This window comes from Stenotrophomonas sp. PS02300, from assembly GCF_029959395.1.
Taxonomy (GTDB): domain Bacteria; phylum Pseudomonadota; class Gammaproteobacteria; order Xanthomonadales; family Xanthomonadaceae; genus Stenotrophomonas; species Stenotrophomonas maltophilia_AD.
This window is the reverse complement of sequence record NZ_JASCOP010000093.1, coordinates 1-17,002: the sequence shown is the minus strand read 5'-3', so window position 1 is coordinate 17,002 and position 17,002 is coordinate 1. Positions and strand designations below refer to the sequence as shown.

General features: G+C 68.3%; 16 protein-coding genes. 6 read left to right on the top strand and 10 right to left on the bottom strand.

Going from position 1 to position 17,002, the window contains the following annotated elements; translation table 11 throughout:
- Positions 1-346: 346 nt before the first annotated feature.
- Positions 347-910: an adenylate kinase gene (locus QMX79_RS15320; protein WP_068853913.1), complete on the bottom strand. Its 564-nt coding sequence runs from the start codon at positions 908-910 to the stop codon at positions 347-349.
- Between the two features lie 139 nt (positions 911-1,049).
- Between QMX79_RS15320 and QMX79_RS15315 the strand changes: the two genes are divergently transcribed.
- Together QMX79_RS15315 and QMX79_RS15310 are read left to right on the top strand one after the other, a co-directional pair.
- Positions 1,050-2,306, top strand: a complete 1,257-nt coding sequence (locus QMX79_RS15315) for a 6-phosphofructokinase (RefSeq protein ID WP_282247492.1) — start codon at positions 1,050-1,052, stop codon at positions 2,304-2,306.
- A 127-nt stretch (positions 2,307-2,433) separates the two neighbouring features.
- Positions 2,434-3,234 carry a hypothetical protein gene (locus QMX79_RS15310; RefSeq protein ID WP_282247491.1) on the top strand — a complete coding sequence of 267 codons (801 nt, stop codon included), beginning with the start codon at positions 2,434-2,436 and terminating at the stop codon, positions 3,232-3,234.
- A 72-nt stretch (positions 3,235-3,306) separates the two neighbouring features.
- Here QMX79_RS15310 and QMX79_RS15305 read toward each other — a convergent pair whose 3' ends face one another.
- Complete coding sequence (locus tag QMX79_RS15305) at positions 3,307-3,810, bottom strand: hypothetical protein (protein ID WP_282247490.1); 504 nt, start codon at positions 3,808-3,810, stop codon at positions 3,307-3,309.
- A gap of 350 nt (positions 3,811-4,160) precedes the next feature.
- On the opposite strand from QMX79_RS15305, the gene QMX79_RS15300 reads away from it, so the two are divergent.
- A complete protein-coding gene (locus QMX79_RS15300; protein WP_282247489.1) occupies positions 4,161-6,188 on the top strand; it encodes a sodium-translocating pyrophosphatase in 2,028 nt (675 codons plus the stop codon).
- Between the two features lie 81 nt (positions 6,189-6,269).
- Here the strand turns inward: QMX79_RS15300 and QMX79_RS15295 are convergent, their stop codons facing one another.
- Together QMX79_RS15295 and QMX79_RS15290 are read right to left on the bottom strand one after the other, a co-directional pair.
- Positions 6,270-6,632 carry a YbaN family protein gene (locus QMX79_RS15295; protein ID WP_282247488.1) on the bottom strand — a complete coding sequence of 121 codons (363 nt, stop codon included), beginning with the start codon at positions 6,630-6,632 and terminating at the stop codon, positions 6,270-6,272.
- A gap of 28 nt (positions 6,633-6,660) precedes the next feature.
- On the bottom strand, positions 6,661-7,248 hold the full coding sequence (locus QMX79_RS15290; protein ID WP_282247487.1) for a biliverdin-producing heme oxygenase: 588 nt from the start codon (positions 7,246-7,248) through the stop codon (positions 6,661-6,663).
- A gap of 182 nt (positions 7,249-7,430) precedes the next feature.
- Here QMX79_RS15290 and QMX79_RS15285 point away from each other — a divergent pair, with 182 nt between their 5' ends.
- On the top strand, positions 7,431-7,676 hold the full coding sequence (locus QMX79_RS15285; protein ID WP_282247486.1) for a DUF2789 domain-containing protein: 246 nt from the start codon (positions 7,431-7,433) through the stop codon (positions 7,674-7,676).
- 80 nt (positions 7,677-7,756) lie between these two features.
- On the opposite strand, the gene QMX79_RS15280 is transcribed toward QMX79_RS15285, so the two are convergent.
- From QMX79_RS15280 to QMX79_RS15255, 6 genes are all read right to left on the bottom strand, one after another.
- Positions 7,757-10,681, bottom strand: a complete 2,925-nt coding sequence (locus QMX79_RS15280; RefSeq protein WP_282247485.1) for a TonB-dependent receptor — start codon at positions 10,679-10,681, stop codon at positions 7,757-7,759.
- 134 nt (positions 10,682-10,815) lie between these two features.
- Positions 10,816-11,778, bottom strand: coding sequence for a FecR domain-containing protein (locus QMX79_RS15275; RefSeq protein WP_282247484.1), 963 nt, complete (start codon positions 11,776-11,778; stop codon positions 10,816-10,818).
- Positions 11,779-11,854: 76 nt separating this feature from the next.
- Entirely contained in the window at positions 11,855-12,355 is a 501-nt protein-coding gene (locus tag QMX79_RS15270) for an RNA polymerase sigma factor (RefSeq protein WP_282247483.1), read from the bottom strand.
- A 54-nt stretch (positions 12,356-12,409) separates the two neighbouring features.
- Positions 12,410-13,078 carry a glutamine cyclotransferase gene (locus QMX79_RS15265; RefSeq protein WP_282247482.1) on the bottom strand — a complete coding sequence of 223 codons (669 nt, stop codon included), beginning with the start codon at positions 13,076-13,078 and terminating at the stop codon, positions 12,410-12,412.
- 44 nt (positions 13,079-13,122) lie between these two features.
- Positions 13,123-14,346 carry a helix-turn-helix domain-containing protein gene (locus QMX79_RS15260; protein WP_282247481.1) on the bottom strand — a complete coding sequence of 408 codons (1,224 nt, stop codon included), beginning with the start codon at positions 14,344-14,346 and terminating at the stop codon, positions 13,123-13,125.
- A gap of 9 nt (positions 14,347-14,355) precedes the next feature.
- The gene (locus tag QMX79_RS15255) at positions 14,356-14,871 is read right to left on the bottom strand and encodes a hypothetical protein (RefSeq protein ID WP_282247480.1); all 516 of its coding nucleotides are present in this window, start codon (positions 14,869-14,871) and stop codon (positions 14,356-14,358) included.
- Between the two features lie 185 nt (positions 14,872-15,056).
- Between QMX79_RS15255 and ppa the strand changes: the two genes are divergently transcribed.
- The gene (ppa, locus tag QMX79_RS15250; RefSeq protein ID WP_068853925.1) at positions 15,057-15,593 is read left to right on the top strand and encodes an inorganic diphosphatase; all 537 of its coding nucleotides are present in this window, start codon (positions 15,057-15,059) and stop codon (positions 15,591-15,593) included.
- A 152-nt stretch (positions 15,594-15,745) separates the two neighbouring features.
- Positions 15,746-16,867 (top strand): HDOD domain-containing protein, encoded by a 1,122-nt coding sequence (locus tag QMX79_RS15245; protein WP_093533618.1) that lies wholly within the window; start codon positions 15,746-15,748, stop codon positions 16,865-16,867.
- Positions 16,868-17,002 lie beyond the last annotated feature (135 nt).

Sequence of the window (17,002 nt, the reverse complement as noted above, 5' to 3'; positions counted from 1 at the left end):
CTATGAAGGGGAGACGTGAGGCATCTGGGGGATAGCCCCCTGAGTCAGGGGGCGGCCGCGCCGCGGCCGGGGTATGGAGGCAAAAAATGGGGCCCACTGTTTGCGCAGCAAACTGTGGGACGACAGCGCGCGGCTTTACGCGTGCTGTCAGGGAAATCCCGATAGCGGTGTACTGTGAAGACGGACACAATTCACCGCGCCAGCCGCAGTACCCCCGACGGTCCTACTCCCCAAGAGGCCATCCCCAGGGGGGCTCATATTGTGGGGCTCTGAGCAAGCCCGATCGCTGACGCCTTACACCGCACGCCCGGTTTCCGAAAGGACCGGGCGTGCGCGTGTAGGTTGATCAGCGCTTGAGCGCTGCCTGGATGCGCGCTTCCACGTCGGCAAGCTCGCCCACGCCATCAACGCGCGCCAGGGTGCCGCGGCCCGCATAGAAATCCACCACCGGCGCGGTCTGGTCGGTGTAGACCTGCAGGCGCTTGCGCACCGATTCGGGATTGTCATCGGCGCGGCCCTGTTCCTGGGCGCGGCCGGCAATGCGCTCGACCAGCAGTTCGCTCGGCACATCCAGCTGCACCACCGCATCCAGCGGCTGGCCGATCTTGGCCAGCACGGCGTCCAGCGCGTTGGCCTGGGCCACGTTGCGCGGGTAACCGTCCAGGATGAAGCCATTGGCCACATCCGCCTGGCCCAGGCGCGATTCCAGCATGCCCAGCAGGATGTCATCGGACACCAGGTTGCCGGCGTCCATCACGGCCTTGGCCTGCTTGCCCAGCTCGGTGCCGGCAGCCACTTCGGCGCGCAGCAGGTCACCGGTGGAAATGTGCGCAATGTTCAGGTGTTCCTTCAGGCGCGTCGCCTGCGTCCCCTTGCCCGAACCGGGCGGTCCCAACAGAACCAATCGCATCAACCTGACTCCAACTTGGTAAAAAACGGAAGGGCGCGCGCCCGGGATTGTCCACAATCACGCTGCACCGCAATACGCGCACTTTACCTCATACCGGTAATGTCCCTGCAATGTCCTTCCCCCCGACAAAGGTCCCACCATGTCCAAAGGTACCCTGCTGTACGCCCAGTCAGGCGGCGTCACCGCCGTCATCAACGCCACCGCCTCGGCGGTGATCAGCACCGCCAGGGCCAAGGGAATCAAGGTCTTGGCCGCGCGCAACGGCATCCTGGGCGCGCTGCGCGAGGAGCTGATCGACACCTCGAAGGAGTCGGCGGCGGCCATCGCCGCGCTGGCCCATACCCCGGGCGGCGCCTTCGGCTCCTGCCGTTACAAGCTCAAGTCGCTGGAGGCCGACCGGGCCCGCTACGAGCGCCTGCTGGCGGTGCTGCGCGCCCACGACGTGCGCTGGTTCCTCTACAACGGCGGCAACGACTCGGCCGATACCGCCTGGAAGGTGTCCCAGCTGGCCAAGGCCTTCGATTACGACCTCACCTGCATCGGCGTGCCCAAGACCATCGACAACGACCTGGCGGTGACCGACACCTGCCCGGGCTTCGGTTCGGCGGCCAAGTACACCGCCGTGTCGGTGCGTGAGGCGGCGCTGGACGTGGCGGCCATGGCCGAAACCTCCACCAAGGTGTTCGTGTACGAGGCCATGGGCCGGCATGCGGGCTGGCTGGCGGCCGCCGCCGGGCTGGCCGGAAACGGCCCGGACGAGGCACCGCACATCATCCTGCTGCCCGAACGCGCCTATGACGAGGCCGCGTTCCTGGCCAAGGTGAAGCAGGTGGTGGAACGCGTGGGCCACTGCGTGGTGGTGGCCTCCGAAGGCATCCAGACCGCCGATGGCCGCTTCGTGGCCGATGCCGGCGGCGGCAAGGACTCGTTCGGGCACACCCAGCTGGGCGGGGTCGCCTCGCAGCTGGCCGCGCGCGTGAAGGACACGTTGGGCTACAAGGTGCACTGGACCCTGCCCGACTACCTGCAGCGCTCGGCGCGCCACATCGCCTCGAAGACGGACTGGGAACAGGCGCAGGCGGTGGGCAAGGCGGCGGTGCAGTACGCGCTCAAGGGCCAGAACGCGGTGATGCCGGTGATCGTGCGCAGCAGCGATGCGCCGTACCGCTGGAAGATCGAACCGGCGCCGCTGCACAAGGTGGCCAACCACGAGAAGAAGATGCCGGCCGGCTTCATCCGCCGCGATGGCTTCGGCATCACAGACAAGGCCCGCGCCTACCTGTCGCCGTTGATCAAGGGCGAGGCACCGCTGCCGTATGGTGCCGATGGGCTGCCGAAGTACGTCACTCTGAAGAACGTGGCGGTGAAGAAGAAGCTGCCTGCGTTCGAGGCATAAGGGCCGCGAGGGGCGATTGCGACAGCCATCGAACGCCCCCTACAATCCCACGGGCCGGCAGGACACGCCGGCCCTCGCAACCGCGACCCACCCTCCGCGCCTGCGGACGATGACAAGGACAGTACCGATGAAGTGCACCCCCCTGTTTGCCGCGCTGCTGCTCGCCGCAGCCGCCCCGGCGTTTGCCGATACCTGCGAGAGCTCCTTCCAGAAGAAGGGCAACCCGCTGTCGGGCACCACCTATACCGCTGCGGTCAGCCACCCCGGCCTGAGCGTGAAGAGCGCCATCGGCCAGATGCGCGTGATCGCCAAGAACGCCAACATGGACGTGCTCGACGAAGATGCCGAGAACGGCTCCATGCTGATCGAAGAGCCGCAGACCGGCATGCACAAGAACCTGCCGCTGATCGTTGGCGCCAGCAACGAGGGCGGTACCGGCACGGTGAGCCTGATGTTGAAGCTCAACGCCGGCGCCTTCGCCAAGGCCGACAGCATCCGCGCGGAAATGTGCAAACTGCTCACCCAGGTGCAGCCGGGCAAGGCTGGCGAGCACCTGGCCGCGGCCACCCCGAAGGCGTCCACGGTGACCACCACCGCCACCGCGTTGGGTGCACAGCTGCGTTCGCAGCACAAGGACAATCCGGCGGCGATGGAAGCACGCTACCAGGACAAGGTGTATTCCATCACCGGCCGCGTCAACGGCGTACTCAAGAGCGGCGGTGGCTACAACACCGGCTTCGACGTGGGCGGCAACCCGTCAGGCGGCATCGATTTCGAGAGCGTGGCCATCAGCTGCAGGTTCGCGCCGAGCCAGGCCGCCTACGCGATGGCGCTGCGCCCGAAGGAGAAGGTCACGCTGATCGGCGTGGTCGAATCGTACGACCAGATCGGCCGGGTGCTGTGGCTGAAGGACTGCAAGGGCAACTGAGCCGGCACTGCCGGCAACGGTGACACCCAGGGCCCGGACGACGTTGTCGTCCGGGCCTTTTCATTGCGCGCGTTACGGGCAGGTTTTGCCTTCCACGGTCATCTGCGCGGCGAACATTGGAATTTTCGCAATCTGGCCGGCGGCGGCCTGCTTCTTGGCCTCTTCCAGGTAGATGCGCGACTGGCCCTGGCCGTCGAGCTGCGGCTTCTGTTCCACCGGCAGGCGCCAGACCCTCACCACCGCCTGCTGTGCGGGACAGGCCGCGCTGGGCACGCGGATCACGTCGTTGAGCTTCCAGCCCTTGGCTTCGCTGGGCTGCGCCTTGTCGAACTCGACGAACTTCGCGCGCGGCTGGCACTGCTCGCTGGTGCGGGCGACCACGAAGCGGTAGGGCTGCGCGGCGTCGCCGGTGAAGGTGCCTTCCAGGCGCGCGCAGGCTTCGGGGATCTGGCGCAGGGTGTGGGTGATGTTCACTGCCTGCGCTGCGCCTACCGGGCGCTGGCGTTCGGGGGTCTCGGCGGCGGTGGCCGCCAAGGCGGGAAGCAGGGCCAGCAGGATGAGGTGGCGGGGGGACATGGGCGGGGCCTCCTTGGGGATGGGGGGAGGTTGGCTGGCGGCGGATGAATGGTATGGCAAGGCCGTTCACTGGGGGCCGGGAGGTTTGCGCCGGCGGCCGATCCGGCCAACGGCCGGGGCTACCGCCTCGTGCGTCACGCAGATGGGTTTCGCCTTGTGTACTGGCGCATGTGGTGGGCAGGGATGGTCGTTTGCATGCATACTCGGGGGGCACCAGGATTGCTGAACAAAGCCACACGCTTGATGACCGGGTACGGTCTGAACGGGTTGGTCCATCGTTGCAGCCCGTTGTGCCCCGCGTGGTGAGGTTCGTCCGTCAACTGGATGCCATCCATCACCCGGGAGGGGACATGCTGGAACGTTATGGGCTTTCTCTGGCGCTGTTCTGCGCCATTCTCGCGATTCTCTACGGCATCGTGTCGGCACGCTGGATCCTCCGGCAACCGGCTGGCAATGCCCGCATGCAGGAAATCGCCGCCGCCATCCAGGAAGGCGCGCGCGCCTACCTCAACCGCCAATACCTCACCATCGGCATCGCCGGCGCGGTGCTGTTCGTGCTCGTCGGCATCTTCCTCAGCTGGTACACCGCGATCGGCTTCGCGATCGGTGCGGTGCTGTCCGGTGCGGCCGGCTACATCGGCATGAACGTGTCGGTGCGGGCCAACGTGCGCACCGCAGAGGCAGCACGCAACGGGCTGAGCGCCGCCATGGACGTGGCCTTCCGCGGTGGCGCGATCACCGGCATGCTGGTGGTCGGGCTGGGCCTGCTCGGCGTGGCTGGCTACTACGCGCTGCTGCTGAAGATGGGGCTGGATACCGCAGCGGCGCTGCATGCGCTGGTCGGGCTGGCGTTCGGCTCCTCGCTGATCTCGATCTTCGCGCGGCTGGGCGGCGGCATCTTCACCAAGGGCGCCGACGTGGGCGCCGATCTGGTCGGCAAGGTGGAAGCCGGCATTCCCGAGGATGACCCGCGCAACCCGGCGGTGATTGCCGACAACGTCGGCGACAACGTCGGCGACTGCGCCGGCATGGCCGCCGACCTGTTCGAAACCTACGCGGTGACGGTGATCGCCACCATGCTGCTGGGCAGCCTGATGATCGCCGAGGCCGGCCGCAACGCGATCCTGTATCCGCTGGTGCTGGGCGGGGTGTCGATCATCGCCTCGATCATCGGCGCGCTGTTCGTCAAGGTGAAGCCGGGCGGTTCGATCATGGGCGCGCTGTACAAGGGCGTGATCGTGTCGGGCGTGCTGGCCGCCATCGCCTTCTACCCGATCACCCTGCAGCTTATGCCCGACAACGCGCACGGGGCGACGAACCTGTACATCTGCGCGCTGATCGGGCTGGTGCTGACCGGGCTGATCGTGTGGATCACCGAGTACTACACCGGCACCCAGTACAAGCCGGTGCAGCACGTGGCGCAGGCCTCCACCACCGGGCACGGCACCAACATCATCGCCGGCCTGGGCGTGTCGATGAAGTCCACCGCGCTGCCGGTGATCGCGGTCTGCCTGGCGATCTGGCTGGCGCACCTGCATGGCGGCCTGTACGGCATCGCCATCGCGGCCACCGCGATGCTGTCGATGGCCGGCATGATCGTGGCGCTGGATGCGTACGGGCCGATCACCGACAACGCCGGCGGCATCGCCGAAATGGCCGAGCTGCCGCCGGAGATCCGCAACATCACCGACCCGCTCGATGCAGTGGGCAACACCACCAAGGCGGTGACCAAGGGCTATGCGATCGGTTCGGCCGCGCTGGCCGCGCTGGTGCTGTTCGCCGATTACACCCACAACCTGCAGGCGGCGCATCCGGGTGAAGTGTTCGCCTTCGACCTGTCCGACCACACGGTGATCATCGGCCTGCTGATCGGCGGGTTGATCCCCTACCTGTTCGGCGCGATGGCGATGGAAGCAGTGGGCCGCGCCGCCGGTGCGGTGGTGGAGGAAGTGCGGCGGCAGTTCCGCGAGATTCCCGGGATCATGGAAGGCACTGGCAAGCCGCAGTACGACCGTGCGGTGGACATGCTGACCCGCTCGGCGATCCGCGAAATGATCGTGCCGTCGCTGTTGCCGGTGGCGGTACCGGTGGTGGTGGGCCTGCTGCTCGGGCCGCGTGCGCTGGGCGGGCTGCTGATCGGCACCATCGTGACCGGCCTGTTCGTGGCGATCTCGATGACCACCGGCGGCGGCGCCTGGGACAACGCCAAGAAGTACATCGAAGATGGCCACTTCGGTGGCAAGGGCAGCGAGGCGCACAAGGCGGCGGTGACCGGCGATACCGTGGGGGATCCCTACAAGGACACCGCTGGGCCGGCGATCAATCCGCTGATCAAGATCATCAACATCGTGGCGCTGCTGCTGGTGCCGTTGTTGTAGAAGGTTCCGGGTCCCCCGACCAACGGTCGGGGGCTACCCTGCGCGGTGCCGGAGCGAAGAGCAGCCACGCAAGGCGTGGCTCTACGGCAGCGGGGCCGGGCGCGACAGCACGTAGGCTGCGCTCGCCGCGAAAAATATGCCTACGCCAAGCAGCAACGGCCACGATGGCCGTGCACCCCAGCAGAACATCGCAAACCCGAAGGCCATGCCCCCGGCGGCGAAGGCCTTGCCCTTGCGGCTGATCGCCCCCTGCTCTCGCCATGCGCGCAGCGATGGACCATAGCGCGGGTGTTCCAGCAACTTCCGCTCGAACTTCGGCGAGCTGCGCGCGAAACAGCCTACTGCCAGGATCAGGAAGATGGTGGTGGGCATCACCGGCAACAGCGCGCCGATCACCCCCAGCGCCACCATCACCCAGCCCAGGCAGAACCAGAGCCAGCGCATCAGCGTGACCCGGCGCGCACGTCAGCGTTCATGCGAATTCCAGTTCCACATGATCGTGCACGCTGCGGAACGCGGCATTGGCCGCATCGATCATCTGCTGCTCTTCGGCCTCGGTGAGCACCACGCTGTCCAGCGCGGCGGTGAACTCGCGCCAGTGGCGTGCGGCGCCATCGGGATGCGCGGCCAGGTGGCGGGCGCCGAAGTCCGCATCCAGGCCCAGCTGCGCGGCCATCTTGTACAGGATGGTGCCGCCCAGATTGGAGCCTTCAGCCACGTACAACCAGCCCAATGCGGCGGCCAGCGGCAGGTCCGGGTCCAGCCGCAGTGGGACCGGGGCCGGCAGGGTCTGTTCCAGATCGCGCAGGTCGCGGGTGACCTGCGGCAGCCGTCGACGCTCGGCCAGGTCCGGTAGCAGTGCATCCAGCGCGGCGTTGGCGTACAGGCCATCGATATCACGGTGGAAGCGGTACTGGACCCGCAGGAAACGCGCGAACCGCCCGCGGTCGGCGAAGATCTCGCCGGCCATGATGCGCTTGTCCAGCGCGCCGTGGCTGTCTCGGGTGGCCGCCTTCAGGCGTTGGCTGCGGGTGGCTTCAAGGGTATCGGTGGCGTTCATGGCGATCTGGCAGAAAGAAGGTGGCAGCGCCGGGCAAGGCCCGGCACAGGGATAAGACGCCTGTCGCGCAGACTACCCCAACCCGGATTGCCGGTGCTGCCCTCCCCCCCATTCCGGCGATGTGATCCTCACCCGGGCTTGGCGATAATGCGCCATCGACCCGCCTTACAAGGATTGCCATGATGGATACCACTGAAACGCGCATGACCACCCTGTTCGAACAGCTGGGGCTGGAGTCGAGCAACGAGGCGATTGCGCAGTTCATCCTCAGCCACCAGCTGCCTGCTGATACCAAGGTGACCGAAGCCCCGTACTGGAGCACCAGCCAGAAACAGTTCCTAGGCGAGCAGCTGAAGTCCGATGCGGAATGGGCCATCGTGGTGGATGAGCTCAATGAAGCGCTGCACGCGGATTCTGTTGCGCGTTGAGGGTTGGGTTACGTGGGACACGCATGGCGTGTCACTACGCGGCAGGCGCGGCGGTTTATCCACCGCGCCTGCCCTTTTGATCAATACCGCCAGGTGACGGCCAGGCGCATGATCCGGCCCGGGGCCGGCATTACGCCCAGTGCGAGCGGATCGAGATAGTAGCGGTCGGTCAGGTTGTCCACGTTGAAGTCGACCGCCAGCTGCGTGCTGGCCTGCCAGCTGGCGAACACGTCCACGATGGTGGCCGGCTGGTACAGCTGCTGGATCGCCGACAGGCCCACGTTCCACTCCTTGTCCAGCGTGCTGATCGGGCCGCTGTTGTGGATCACGCGGGTACCGAAGCTCAGCCGCTGGTCCAGCAGCCGTGACCCCAGCGTCAGGTTGACCGTGTAGCGCGGCGGGTTCTGGGTGTTGCTGTAGGACCCTTCGAAACCGCCATCCACACAGTCCGGCGTGTTGGCCAGTTCTTCGATCTTGCGCTGCACCCCATAGGCACGGCGCTCGGCGGCGATGTCCGGGGCGCAGGTCTTGGCTTCGAAGTAGTAATGCGCGGACAGATCGGCGAACACCTTGCCGGCGTCATAGCTGGACTGGAACTCCAGCCCCGAGACCTTGAAGCGATCGATGTTGCGGATGTAGCCGGCCGACAACGTGCGGTAGTCGCGCGTAATCAGGTCGTCGATGCGGGTGTTGAAGTAGGCCAGCTTGAACGCGGCCTGGTCGCCTTCGGCAAACAGGTCGTGGCGCACCGTACTGGCGCCCACTTCCCAGGTGCCGGCACGCTCGGGCTTGAGTTCGCCATCCACCGGCTTGGCCGCGGTGAACAGGCCCAGGGTGCTTTCAAACAGGCTGGGCAGCTTCACGCCTTCGGCGTACTTGATGTACACCAGGGTGTCTTCATCGGCGTGCCAGGTGACGCTGGCGGTGGGCATGAAGGCGTTGTCGGTGCGGCGGATCGGCTGCGACCAGGTCCAGCTGGTCGGCACGATCAGATCCTCGGCCTCGGTGACGTCGTGGAAGTTCCAGCCGGTGATGTCGGCCACCGTGCCCTTCTTGTACGGCGATGCCAGCAGCGAGGCTTCGGTGAACTGGCCGTTCGCATCCGGGTACCAGTTGAGCATGGCGATGCGCTGCGCGCGCCACGCCGGCAGCGTCGGGTCGCCGTTGAGCAGCTGGGTGTAGCGGTACTGGCCGATGACTTCTTCGGTGTCCGGCGTGGCCAGGCGGTTGCGGTCGTGGATGCTGACGCGGTTGAAGCGGCCACCCACCAGGATGTCCCAGCGCTCGCCCGGCTGCCATTTCATCGAGGCCACCGCGCTGTATTCCCTGCGCGTGGCATTGCGCAGGAAGCGGTTGTTGACCAGGTCGTCGTGCATGATCGGCGCGCTGTCGCCCGGGCCCACGTCTTCGTCGCTGAAGGACAACCCGTAGTCGAAGGTGAACAGCCCGGCGCTGTCGGTGCTCATCACCGTGGTGTTGGACACGTCCAGGCCGAACCGGGTCTGGGTCATGTCGTTGCGGTAGGCATCCTTGTAACCGGGGTCGGTGTTGAAGGTCGGGCCGTCATACCACTCGGTGCGGCGGTCGAAGTACCACGGGGTGATGCCGGTCAGGCCGTTGTACATCAGGCTGTCGGCGTCGGTGTACCAGAGGTTGGCCTTCAGGTCGACGATGTCGTTGCCCGGGTTGAAGCGGTAGCGCAGGTTGTAGGCATCCAGGTCCACGCTGCCCGGCTCCCACTGCGGCACGCGGTCGCGGTCCACGCGGATGATCTGCGAGGCCATGATTTCACCCTGCCTGCCGCTGTAGTGGCGGTAGCCGGCTTCCAGCGTCTGCACGTCGTCGATCCGCCAGGTGCCCTTGAGCAGCACCGAATTGGACTTGGACGAGGTGTTGAACACTTCGGTGTTGGGCGGGTTCAACGGTGCCAGGGTGCGCCGGGTCTGCGGGAAATCGTCGTAGCCGTGCTTGCCCGAGTAGTAGTTGCCGGTATCGCGCCAGGCATAGGCGGCCACCAGGTCGAAGCGGCCCCAGTGCTTGCCGCCGGCGATGTTGAAGAACTGCCCGCCGAGGCTGTTGCGGTCGGTGCCGGGGGTGCCGTTGTACGCGGGGAGGTCGCGCGCACTGCCGTTGGAGACGCCGCTGCGGACGCGCAGGCCGGCGTCCTGGCCGTCGCGCAGCACGTCGCCGATGTTCAGCGTTTCCATCTCCACCACGCCGCCGATGCCGCCGGACGCATTGGCGCCCAGGCTGGGGCCCTTGGTCACGGTGAGGCTGGAGATCAGGTCCGGGTCGAGGTAGGTGCGCTGCGACTGGCCGGCATAGCCACGGTAGGTGTCCATGGTGGACTGCCCGCCGTCGATGATCACCGGGATGCGGCTCTGGCCCTGGATGCCGCGGATGTTGAGGTCCAGCGCGTTTGCCGTGCGCGGATCACCGGCGGTCACGCCGACCACGCCCTTGACGATATCGGCGGTGGAGGTGCCACGGAAACGCTCGATGGTGGCGCGTGGCACGTACACGCTCGACCCGCTGCTGCGGTACTGCTCCAGCGCACGCTCGGCGGTGCCTTCCGCGTTGGCCTGGTCACCGGCCACGCGCAGCGGGCCGGTGTGGATCACGCCATCTTCGCCCTGGCCGCGCGGCGCGCGCTCCAGGGTCACCGCGCCCGGTCCCAACGCGCGCGGTGCCAGGCCGCTGCCCTGCAGCAGCTGCGCCAGTGCGGCCTGCGCATCCAACGCGCCGTGCACGGCGGTGGAGCTTGCACCGTTGGCCAGTGCGGCCGGGTAGGCCACCTGCACGCCGGATTGGCGCATGTAGCTGCGCAGCGCATCGGCCAGCGGTTGGGCGGGGATATCGAACTGGCGGGTGGCGGCCTGCGTGGCGGTGTCGCCGGACTGGGCCAGTGCGGGCAACGCGGTTGCCGAGGCCAGGCCGGCGGCCAACAGCGCGATGCACAGGCGGGACGGGCGCAGCATCGGCGCCGGTCGGGAAATGGGAAGCATGTTGAAACCTGTTGAGAGGCGATGCCGCGAAAGCACGGCTTCCCCGCACAGTGTGCGGGCGCTGCGAAGTACGTGGCGGCGGCGGGTACGTTCGGGGGTAAGACGTGCGGGGCGGTCCCTTCCCCAAGGCGCATTCAGCGCGCGGGCGTAGCGCTCACGATCGCCACGCCCATCGGCAGGCGGGTGATACGCAGGCCGGCCGACATCGCCAGCGCGTCCAGCGCCTGCTCGGGCTGGTCCACGCGCAGCGCGGCGTTGACGGCGGGCAGCGCCGACAGGTCGCCGCGCACGAAGGTGGCTCCTTCGCGATAGCGGGCGATCTGCGCGACCGCGTCGGCCACTTCGGTGGCATCGAGCAGCAGCTCGCCGTCGCGCCATGCGGCAATGCGGTCGGGGGCCAGGTCGTCATGGCGCACCACCCGGCCACCCGGGGCGAAGCCGGCACGCTGGCCGGCCAACAGGTAGGTCCAGCCGCCATTGGGCGAGGCGGCGACGCGCACCTGGCCCTGCGAGACTTCAGCGTCCACGCCCTGCGGGGTGCTGGCCACCGCGAACGCCGTGGCGATGTCCTCCACCACGCCGCCCTGTGCGGTGACCTGGAACGGCTGCGCGTGCCCGGGTGCCACTTCGAACCAGGCGCGCCCGCGCAGCAGGCGGATGCTGCGGCGCTGGTCGTCGTAGTCCACGGCAATCGCCGAATCGGCGTCGAGCACTGCGCGGCTGCCATCGGGCAGGGCCAGCGTGACCACTTCGTGGCTGCTGCGGTGGTCGGCGCGCAGACGCAGCCAGGCTTCGGGCGACACCCACACCAGCGCCAGTGCGGCGGCCGCGGCAAGGGCCAGGCGGGGCATGCGACGACGGCGGCCAGATGGACGGTTCGCCGCCGCCGGGGGCTGCGCCACGGCCTGCCACAGCTGGCGCTCGTATTCGAACGCGCGGCGGTGCCCGGGCAGGCTGAGCCAGTGTTCGAAGGCCTGCATGCGCGGCGCGTCCACGGCGCCGGAGGCCAGCCATGTGATCCATGCCTGCGCCTGTTCGGCAAGCAGGTCGGGCGAGGTAGGCGCGGTCGGGTCGGTAGGCAGGTCGTGCGGGCTCATGGCTGGCAAGGGTGCGAAGGGCAGCGCCGATACCATCAAGACGTGTGGGAACGGCACTTCCCCAAGCCCGCGCGCCTCACCGCCCGCTGCGCGCCCATGCCAGCCGCTGCAACGCAGCGCGTACATGGTTTTCCACGGTCGTGACCGACACGCCACGGCGTCGGGCAATTTCCGCCTGGGTCAGCCCCTGCAACCGGTTGAGGCGGAAGATCGTGCGCGTCGGTTCGGGAAGGTGGTCGGCGGCGGCGAGCACGCGCTGCAGCTCGTCCTGGGCCATGGCCTGTTCTTCCGTGGACAGCACTTCATCCGGCCCCCACAGGTAGTGGTCGGCCAACAGCCGCGTCTGGCGGCTGCGTTCCCGGCCCTGGTCGGTGGCCAGGTTGGTGGCCAGACGGTACAGATAGGCCCGCGGGTTGTCGATGGTCACGCTGGCATCCACCCCGCGCGCCTTGAACCAGATGGCCTGGATCACGTCTTCGGCACTGCCGTCGCTGCCCAGTATCCGCTGCACCCGACGCAGCAGCGCCGGGCGTTCGCGGATCAACAGGTCGGTCAGGGTGGATGCGTTGGAGGACATGCAGAGGGGGCCCGGGGCGGCGGCATCTTACCCCTCAAATGAGAATGAGTCACGTTAAGTGCGCGGCCGGCGCACCGCCCGCACCTTGCCGCTGCGCCCGCCGCCGGCGTAGAACAGGCCCGCGCCATCGGCCTCCAGCCCGCTGACATGCATGCCCTCGGGCATGCGCAGCTGCTCCAGCACCTGCCCACTGCGGGCATCCACGCGGCGGATGTCGCTGCGCTCGCCATCGTCGGTGCCATGCCAGAGCTGGCCATCGACCCAGGTCACGCCGGTGACGAAGCGGTCCGATTCAATCGTGCGCAGCACCTCGCCCGTGGTGGGGTCCACCTGGTGGATGCGGCGTTCGCGGTACTGCCCCACCCACAGGCTGCCTTCGGCCCACGCCATACCCGAATCGGTGCCGCCGCCGGGCGCCGGAATCGAGGCCAGCACCTTGCCGGTCTGCGGGTCGATCTTGTCGATGCGCGCTTCGGCAATCTGGTACAGGTGGGTACCGTCGAACGCGGTGCCCGCATCGCAGGGCACGGCCAGCGTGCGTACCGGGGTGCCGCTGTCCGGGTCGAAGGCCAGCAGCGCCGGGCCGGTGGCGGCCCAGACATGGCGGCCATCGAAGCTGACGCCGTGGATGCAGTCGGCACCCTCGAAGGGACCGTATTCGCGGGCCACGTCGGCGTCATGCACGCGCGGGGCGGCGGCGGGGTTCAGCGTTCCAGTGTTCATTGCAGCATCTCCTGGCACATCGGAAGGGGTGCCCGGCAACCACCCTAGTCGCCCGGCAGCGCGGCCGGGAGTAACAAGATCGTCGTGAATCCGGACAGCGGCATGGCCCACCAGCGCTGGGTGCGCCCGCGCCCGGTCGCGCGGGCCTGGCCGGTGCTTTCCAGCGCCGCCAGCGCGCGCTGCACCGTGCGCTGGCTGGCCCCCAGCGCCAGGGCCAGCGCCGAGCTGGACCAGGCCGCCCCATCTGCCAGCAATGCGGCAACGGCGCCCTGCTCACCTTCGATCGGGGGGGCCAGCACCACGACGGCGATGCCGGGCGCGGCCACCAGCCGGTAGCCGCTGGCGGTCGCTTCCACTGACAGCAGGCCCTTCACCGCGGCGCGGACGCGCCCCATTTCCACGCGCAGCCGCGCGCGGTGGCTGGCGTCGCCATCGCGGGTGCGGAACACCTCGGCAATCAATACGTCGCGGTCGACATCCCCGGGCCACGCCTGGCCGATGGCACGCAGCAGCGTAAACAGCACCGGCCGTCGTGCCAGTGAGCGCCAGTGCCCGCCCGTCCACACACCGCGCCGGCAGCCATCCACCACACAGGCCGGTGAGGCCAGCAGATCCTGCACGGCCTGCAGATCCAGCAGGCGGTCAGCCGCCTCGCGGGCCACCCGGCGAGCCGCCGGCCGGGTGAGCTGGATGCGGGCCTGTACCACCTCGGCCTGCAGCGCCGCGATGCCCGATGCCTGCGCGGCGGCGGCGGCCACATCCAGCGCTGCTGACGCCCGGGACACCCGCAACGCCCGCGCGGCCAGTGCCGCTTCGGTCAGCCCGGCCATGGCGGCCAGGGCGGGCGTCAGCGCCCTGCCCTGCACCTGCGCCAAAGACGATTCCGCGTCCTGCCGACGCCCGAGCAACAGCCAACGGCGCGCCAGGATCAACCACGCCTGCAGCGCATTGTGGGGGTCGGCGCGCGCCTCCAGGGCGTGGGCGGCGGCCTGCAGCGGTGCAGCGGAACCTGCCAGGTCCCGCAGCGCCAGCCCCACTTCCGCCTCCGCCACGACACAGCGCGACCGGGCCAGCACTTCATCGGCGCCGAAGCCACGCCAGGCCAGCCGCAGCAGTTCCCGGGCCCGCTGCAGCTCCCCCAGCTGGGCCATGGCCACGCCGCGCAGCGCCAGTGCCGGCGGGTCGCTGCGCAGGGCCACGTGGCCCAGTGCGGTCAGCACGTCGCCTGCGGCAAGGGCACGTGCGGCGGCGGCAAGCAGGGAGTCCATGGGCGCAGGCTAGCGCAGGCAGTCTCCCAGCGCCTCGAACACGGTTTTTCCCGTACCGGGCAGCCGCTGGAACAGCGGCTGCGGCCCGTCCAGTGCCGCCAGCAACGCCGCTACGGTGGTACCCGCGCCGGTCGGGAAGTGGCACAGCCAGGTGGGCTGCCGCCGCTGCAGGGCGCCGGTCGCCGGGTCCACCTGCAGTTCGCTTGCAGCGAATGCCCAGCCGCAGACATTGACCCTGCCTGTGGCCCGTTCGACCGAGCAGCGCAGTTTCAGCGGCTGGTAATCGGTGTACTCGCCTTCACAGAAGGTATCGGGGCAGACATCGTCGAACCCGGCTTCGAGACGGTGGCGCAGCTCGCGGAAGGCGGACCAGTTCGCCTGCGGCGTGGGGTAATCGACCAGATCGACGTGCAGGGGCGCGGGCGGCGGCGGGCTGGCGGCGGCCGGGCCGGCAACGGCCAGCGCCAACAGGATCAGCGCGGCCAAGGCGTTGGCGGGGTGGCGGGAAGGCAGCGGAAGGGTCATGGGCATGCTCCGTGAAGGGACCTCCACCGTGCGCCTACCCACGCCCGGGCGGGATCAGCCGGGTACGCGGGTGGCGGTCGGCGATCGCCACTGCGGCGGGTCGGATAGCCCCCACCCTGCACGTTGGCCGGCAAAGGCATAAAATGGGAGGTCTTATCGCGCCATCCCCCCTCTCGGAGCACACCATGGGTCTGGAACTCGTCTCGCCCGGCAAGAACCCGCCGGAAGAAATCAACGTCATCATCGAGATCCCGAAGGACTCGGAGCCGGTCAAGTACGAAGTGGACAAGGAAACCGGCGCGATCTTCGTCGACCGCATCCTCTCCACCCCGATGCGCTACCCCTGCAACTACGGCTACGTGCCGAGCACCCTGTGCGGCGACGGCGATCCGGCCGACGTGCTGGTCGTGCTGCCGCTGCCGCTGGTCCCGGGTTCGGTGGTGCGCTGCCGTCCGGTGGGCGTGCTGAAGATGAGCGACGAAGCCGGCGGCGACGAAAAGATCTTGGCCGTGCCGATCTCCAAGGTGTTCAGCGGCTATGCGCACGTGGAAGACATCGAGCAGGTGTCCAAGCACTGGCTGGAGCGCATCGGCCACTTCTTCGAGCATTACAAGGACCTGGAGAAGGGCAAGTGGGTCAAGCTGGATGGCTGGGGCGGCGCCGCCGAAGCCAAGCAGATCCTGGTTGAAGCGCACCAGCGCTACCTGTCCAGCAACAGCTGAGGCTGAATGACCCTGCTCCGGCGCCGGTCGCCGGAGCGATGGGCATCACGTTTTTACAATGCGGCACATCACTGTTTGCGCCGGATTGGGTACATTGCGACTTCTACACCGTCCACGGTGGGTTTCACCGTGGTCACCCAGGGGATTGTGTCGTGCGTATTCTGCTAGTTGGGGACGAAGCCAGCCTGTCGGCTGAGCTGATGGATTTCATTGCCGATCTTGGGGAAGAGTGGCAGCCGTTGCGGGCACCCGATGGCCAGACGGCCATGAACATGGTGGCGTCCACGCCGGTGGATGCGGTGATCGCCTGCCCTGCCCTGCCCGATCTGAACGCGACCACGCTGCTGGGCCAGATCCGGACGTTGCGTCCGGAGACGATCCGCATCGCGCTGGTCGACGCGGCCCAGGGCAACCGCCCGCCGCCGGCACGCCTGATCGGCGTTGCCCACCGTTTCCTGCCGTTGCCGCTGGCACCGGAAGTGCTGCTTGAAGCGCTGACCAGCCTGGAAGAGCTGCGCGAGCTGCTCGACAGCGCGCGCCTGCGCAGTGCCATCGGCCGCATCGAGAAGCTGCCCTCGCCGCCGCACCTGTACCTGAGCCTGACCCAGGCGCTGGAGCACGACGACGACACCGACACGGCCGATGTCTCCAAGCTGGTGTCGGCCGATCCGGCGATCGCGGCCAAGGTGCTGCAGCTGTCCAACTCGGCGTTCTTCAACAGCGGCCGCACCATTTCCGACCTGCGTACCGCCGTGACCCGGCTGGGCCTGTCGACCCTGCGCGACCTGGTGCTGGCCAGCGAGGTGTTCTCGGCTTCGCCGCTGTCCAGCGGTGAACGCAACGCGCTGCAGCAGCGCGCGCTGCTCGCTTCGCGACTGGCCGCCAAGCTGCTGCCCGATTCCAGCGCCGAACTGGGCGCGACCGCCGCACTGCTGGCCGATATCGGCCTGCTGCTGCCGGGCGTGCGCAACGAGCGCAGCGAACCGGCCGACGACGCCGACCCGCGCCCGGGCCACAGCGAAGCCGGTGCGTACCTGCTGGGGCTGTGGGGCCTGCCGATGCCGATCATCGAGGCGGTGGCCTTCCACCTGCAGCCGCAGCGCTCCAACACGCGCAGCTTCTGGGTAACCGGTGCGGTGCACGTGGCACTGGCGCTGGTCAACGGCGACCCGGTGGACGAGGACTACCTGCAGCGTGCGGGCGTGCTGGCCAAGCTGCCGCAGTGGCGGGACCATGCCAATGGGTTGATGGGGTTGGCTACGGCTGACGCTTGAGAGATTGAAAGGCCGGCCAACGGCCGGCGCTACCAAAAGCCGACCTTTGCAGGTCGGCTTTTTTCTTTGCCCTGCGGGCAAAGAAAGAGGGGGGGGCGCGGGGGGCCGCCGCCCCGGTTTTGTAACCAGGGTGGG

Coding starts and splice junctions, on each gene's coding strand:
- ppa (WP_068853925.1), top strand. CDS start 15,057: ATGGGTCTGGAACTCGTCTCGCCCGGCAAGAACCCGCCGGAAGAAATC.
- QMX79_RS15315 (WP_282247492.1), top strand. CDS start 1,050: ATGTCCAAAGGTACCCTGCTGTACGCCCAGTCAGGCGGCGTCACCGCC.
- QMX79_RS15275 (WP_282247484.1), bottom strand. CDS start 11,778: ATGAGCCCGCACGACCTGCCTACCGACCCGACCGCGCCTACCTCGCCC.
- QMX79_RS15265 (WP_282247482.1), bottom strand. CDS start 13,078: ATGAACACTGGAACGCTGAACCCCGCCGCCGCCCCGCGCGTGCATGAC.
- QMX79_RS15305 (WP_282247490.1), bottom strand. CDS start 3,810: ATGTCCCCCCGCCACCTCATCCTGCTGGCCCTGCTTCCCGCCTTGGCG.
- QMX79_RS15255 (WP_282247480.1), bottom strand. CDS start 14,871: ATGACCCTTCCGCTGCCTTCCCGCCACCCCGCCAACGCCTTGGCCGCG.
- QMX79_RS15320 (WP_068853913.1), bottom strand. CDS start 910: ATGCGATTGGTTCTGTTGGGACCGCCCGGTTCGGGCAAGGGGACGCAG.
- QMX79_RS15290 (WP_282247487.1), bottom strand. CDS start 7,248: ATGAACGCCACCGATACCCTTGAAGCCACCCGCAGCCAACGCCTGAAG.
- QMX79_RS15285 (WP_282247486.1), top strand. CDS start 7,431: ATGGATACCACTGAAACGCGCATGACCACCCTGTTCGAACAGCTGGGG.
- QMX79_RS15295 (WP_282247488.1), bottom strand. CDS start 6,632: ATGCGCTGGCTCTGGTTCTGCCTGGGCTGGGTGATGGTGGCGCTGGGG.
- QMX79_RS15280 (WP_282247485.1), bottom strand. CDS start 10,681: ATGCTTCCCATTTCCCGACCGGCGCCGATGCTGCGCCCGTCCCGCCTG.
- QMX79_RS15260 (WP_282247481.1), bottom strand. CDS start 14,346: ATGGACTCCCTGCTTGCCGCCGCCGCACGTGCCCTTGCCGCAGGCGAC.
- QMX79_RS15300 (WP_282247489.1), top strand. CDS start 4,161: ATGCTGGAACGTTATGGGCTTTCTCTGGCGCTGTTCTGCGCCATTCTC.
- QMX79_RS15270 (WP_282247483.1), bottom strand. CDS start 12,355: ATGTCCTCCAACGCATCCACCCTGACCGACCTGTTGATCCGCGAACGC.
- QMX79_RS15310 (WP_282247491.1), top strand. CDS start 2,434: ATGAAGTGCACCCCCCTGTTTGCCGCGCTGCTGCTCGCCGCAGCCGCC.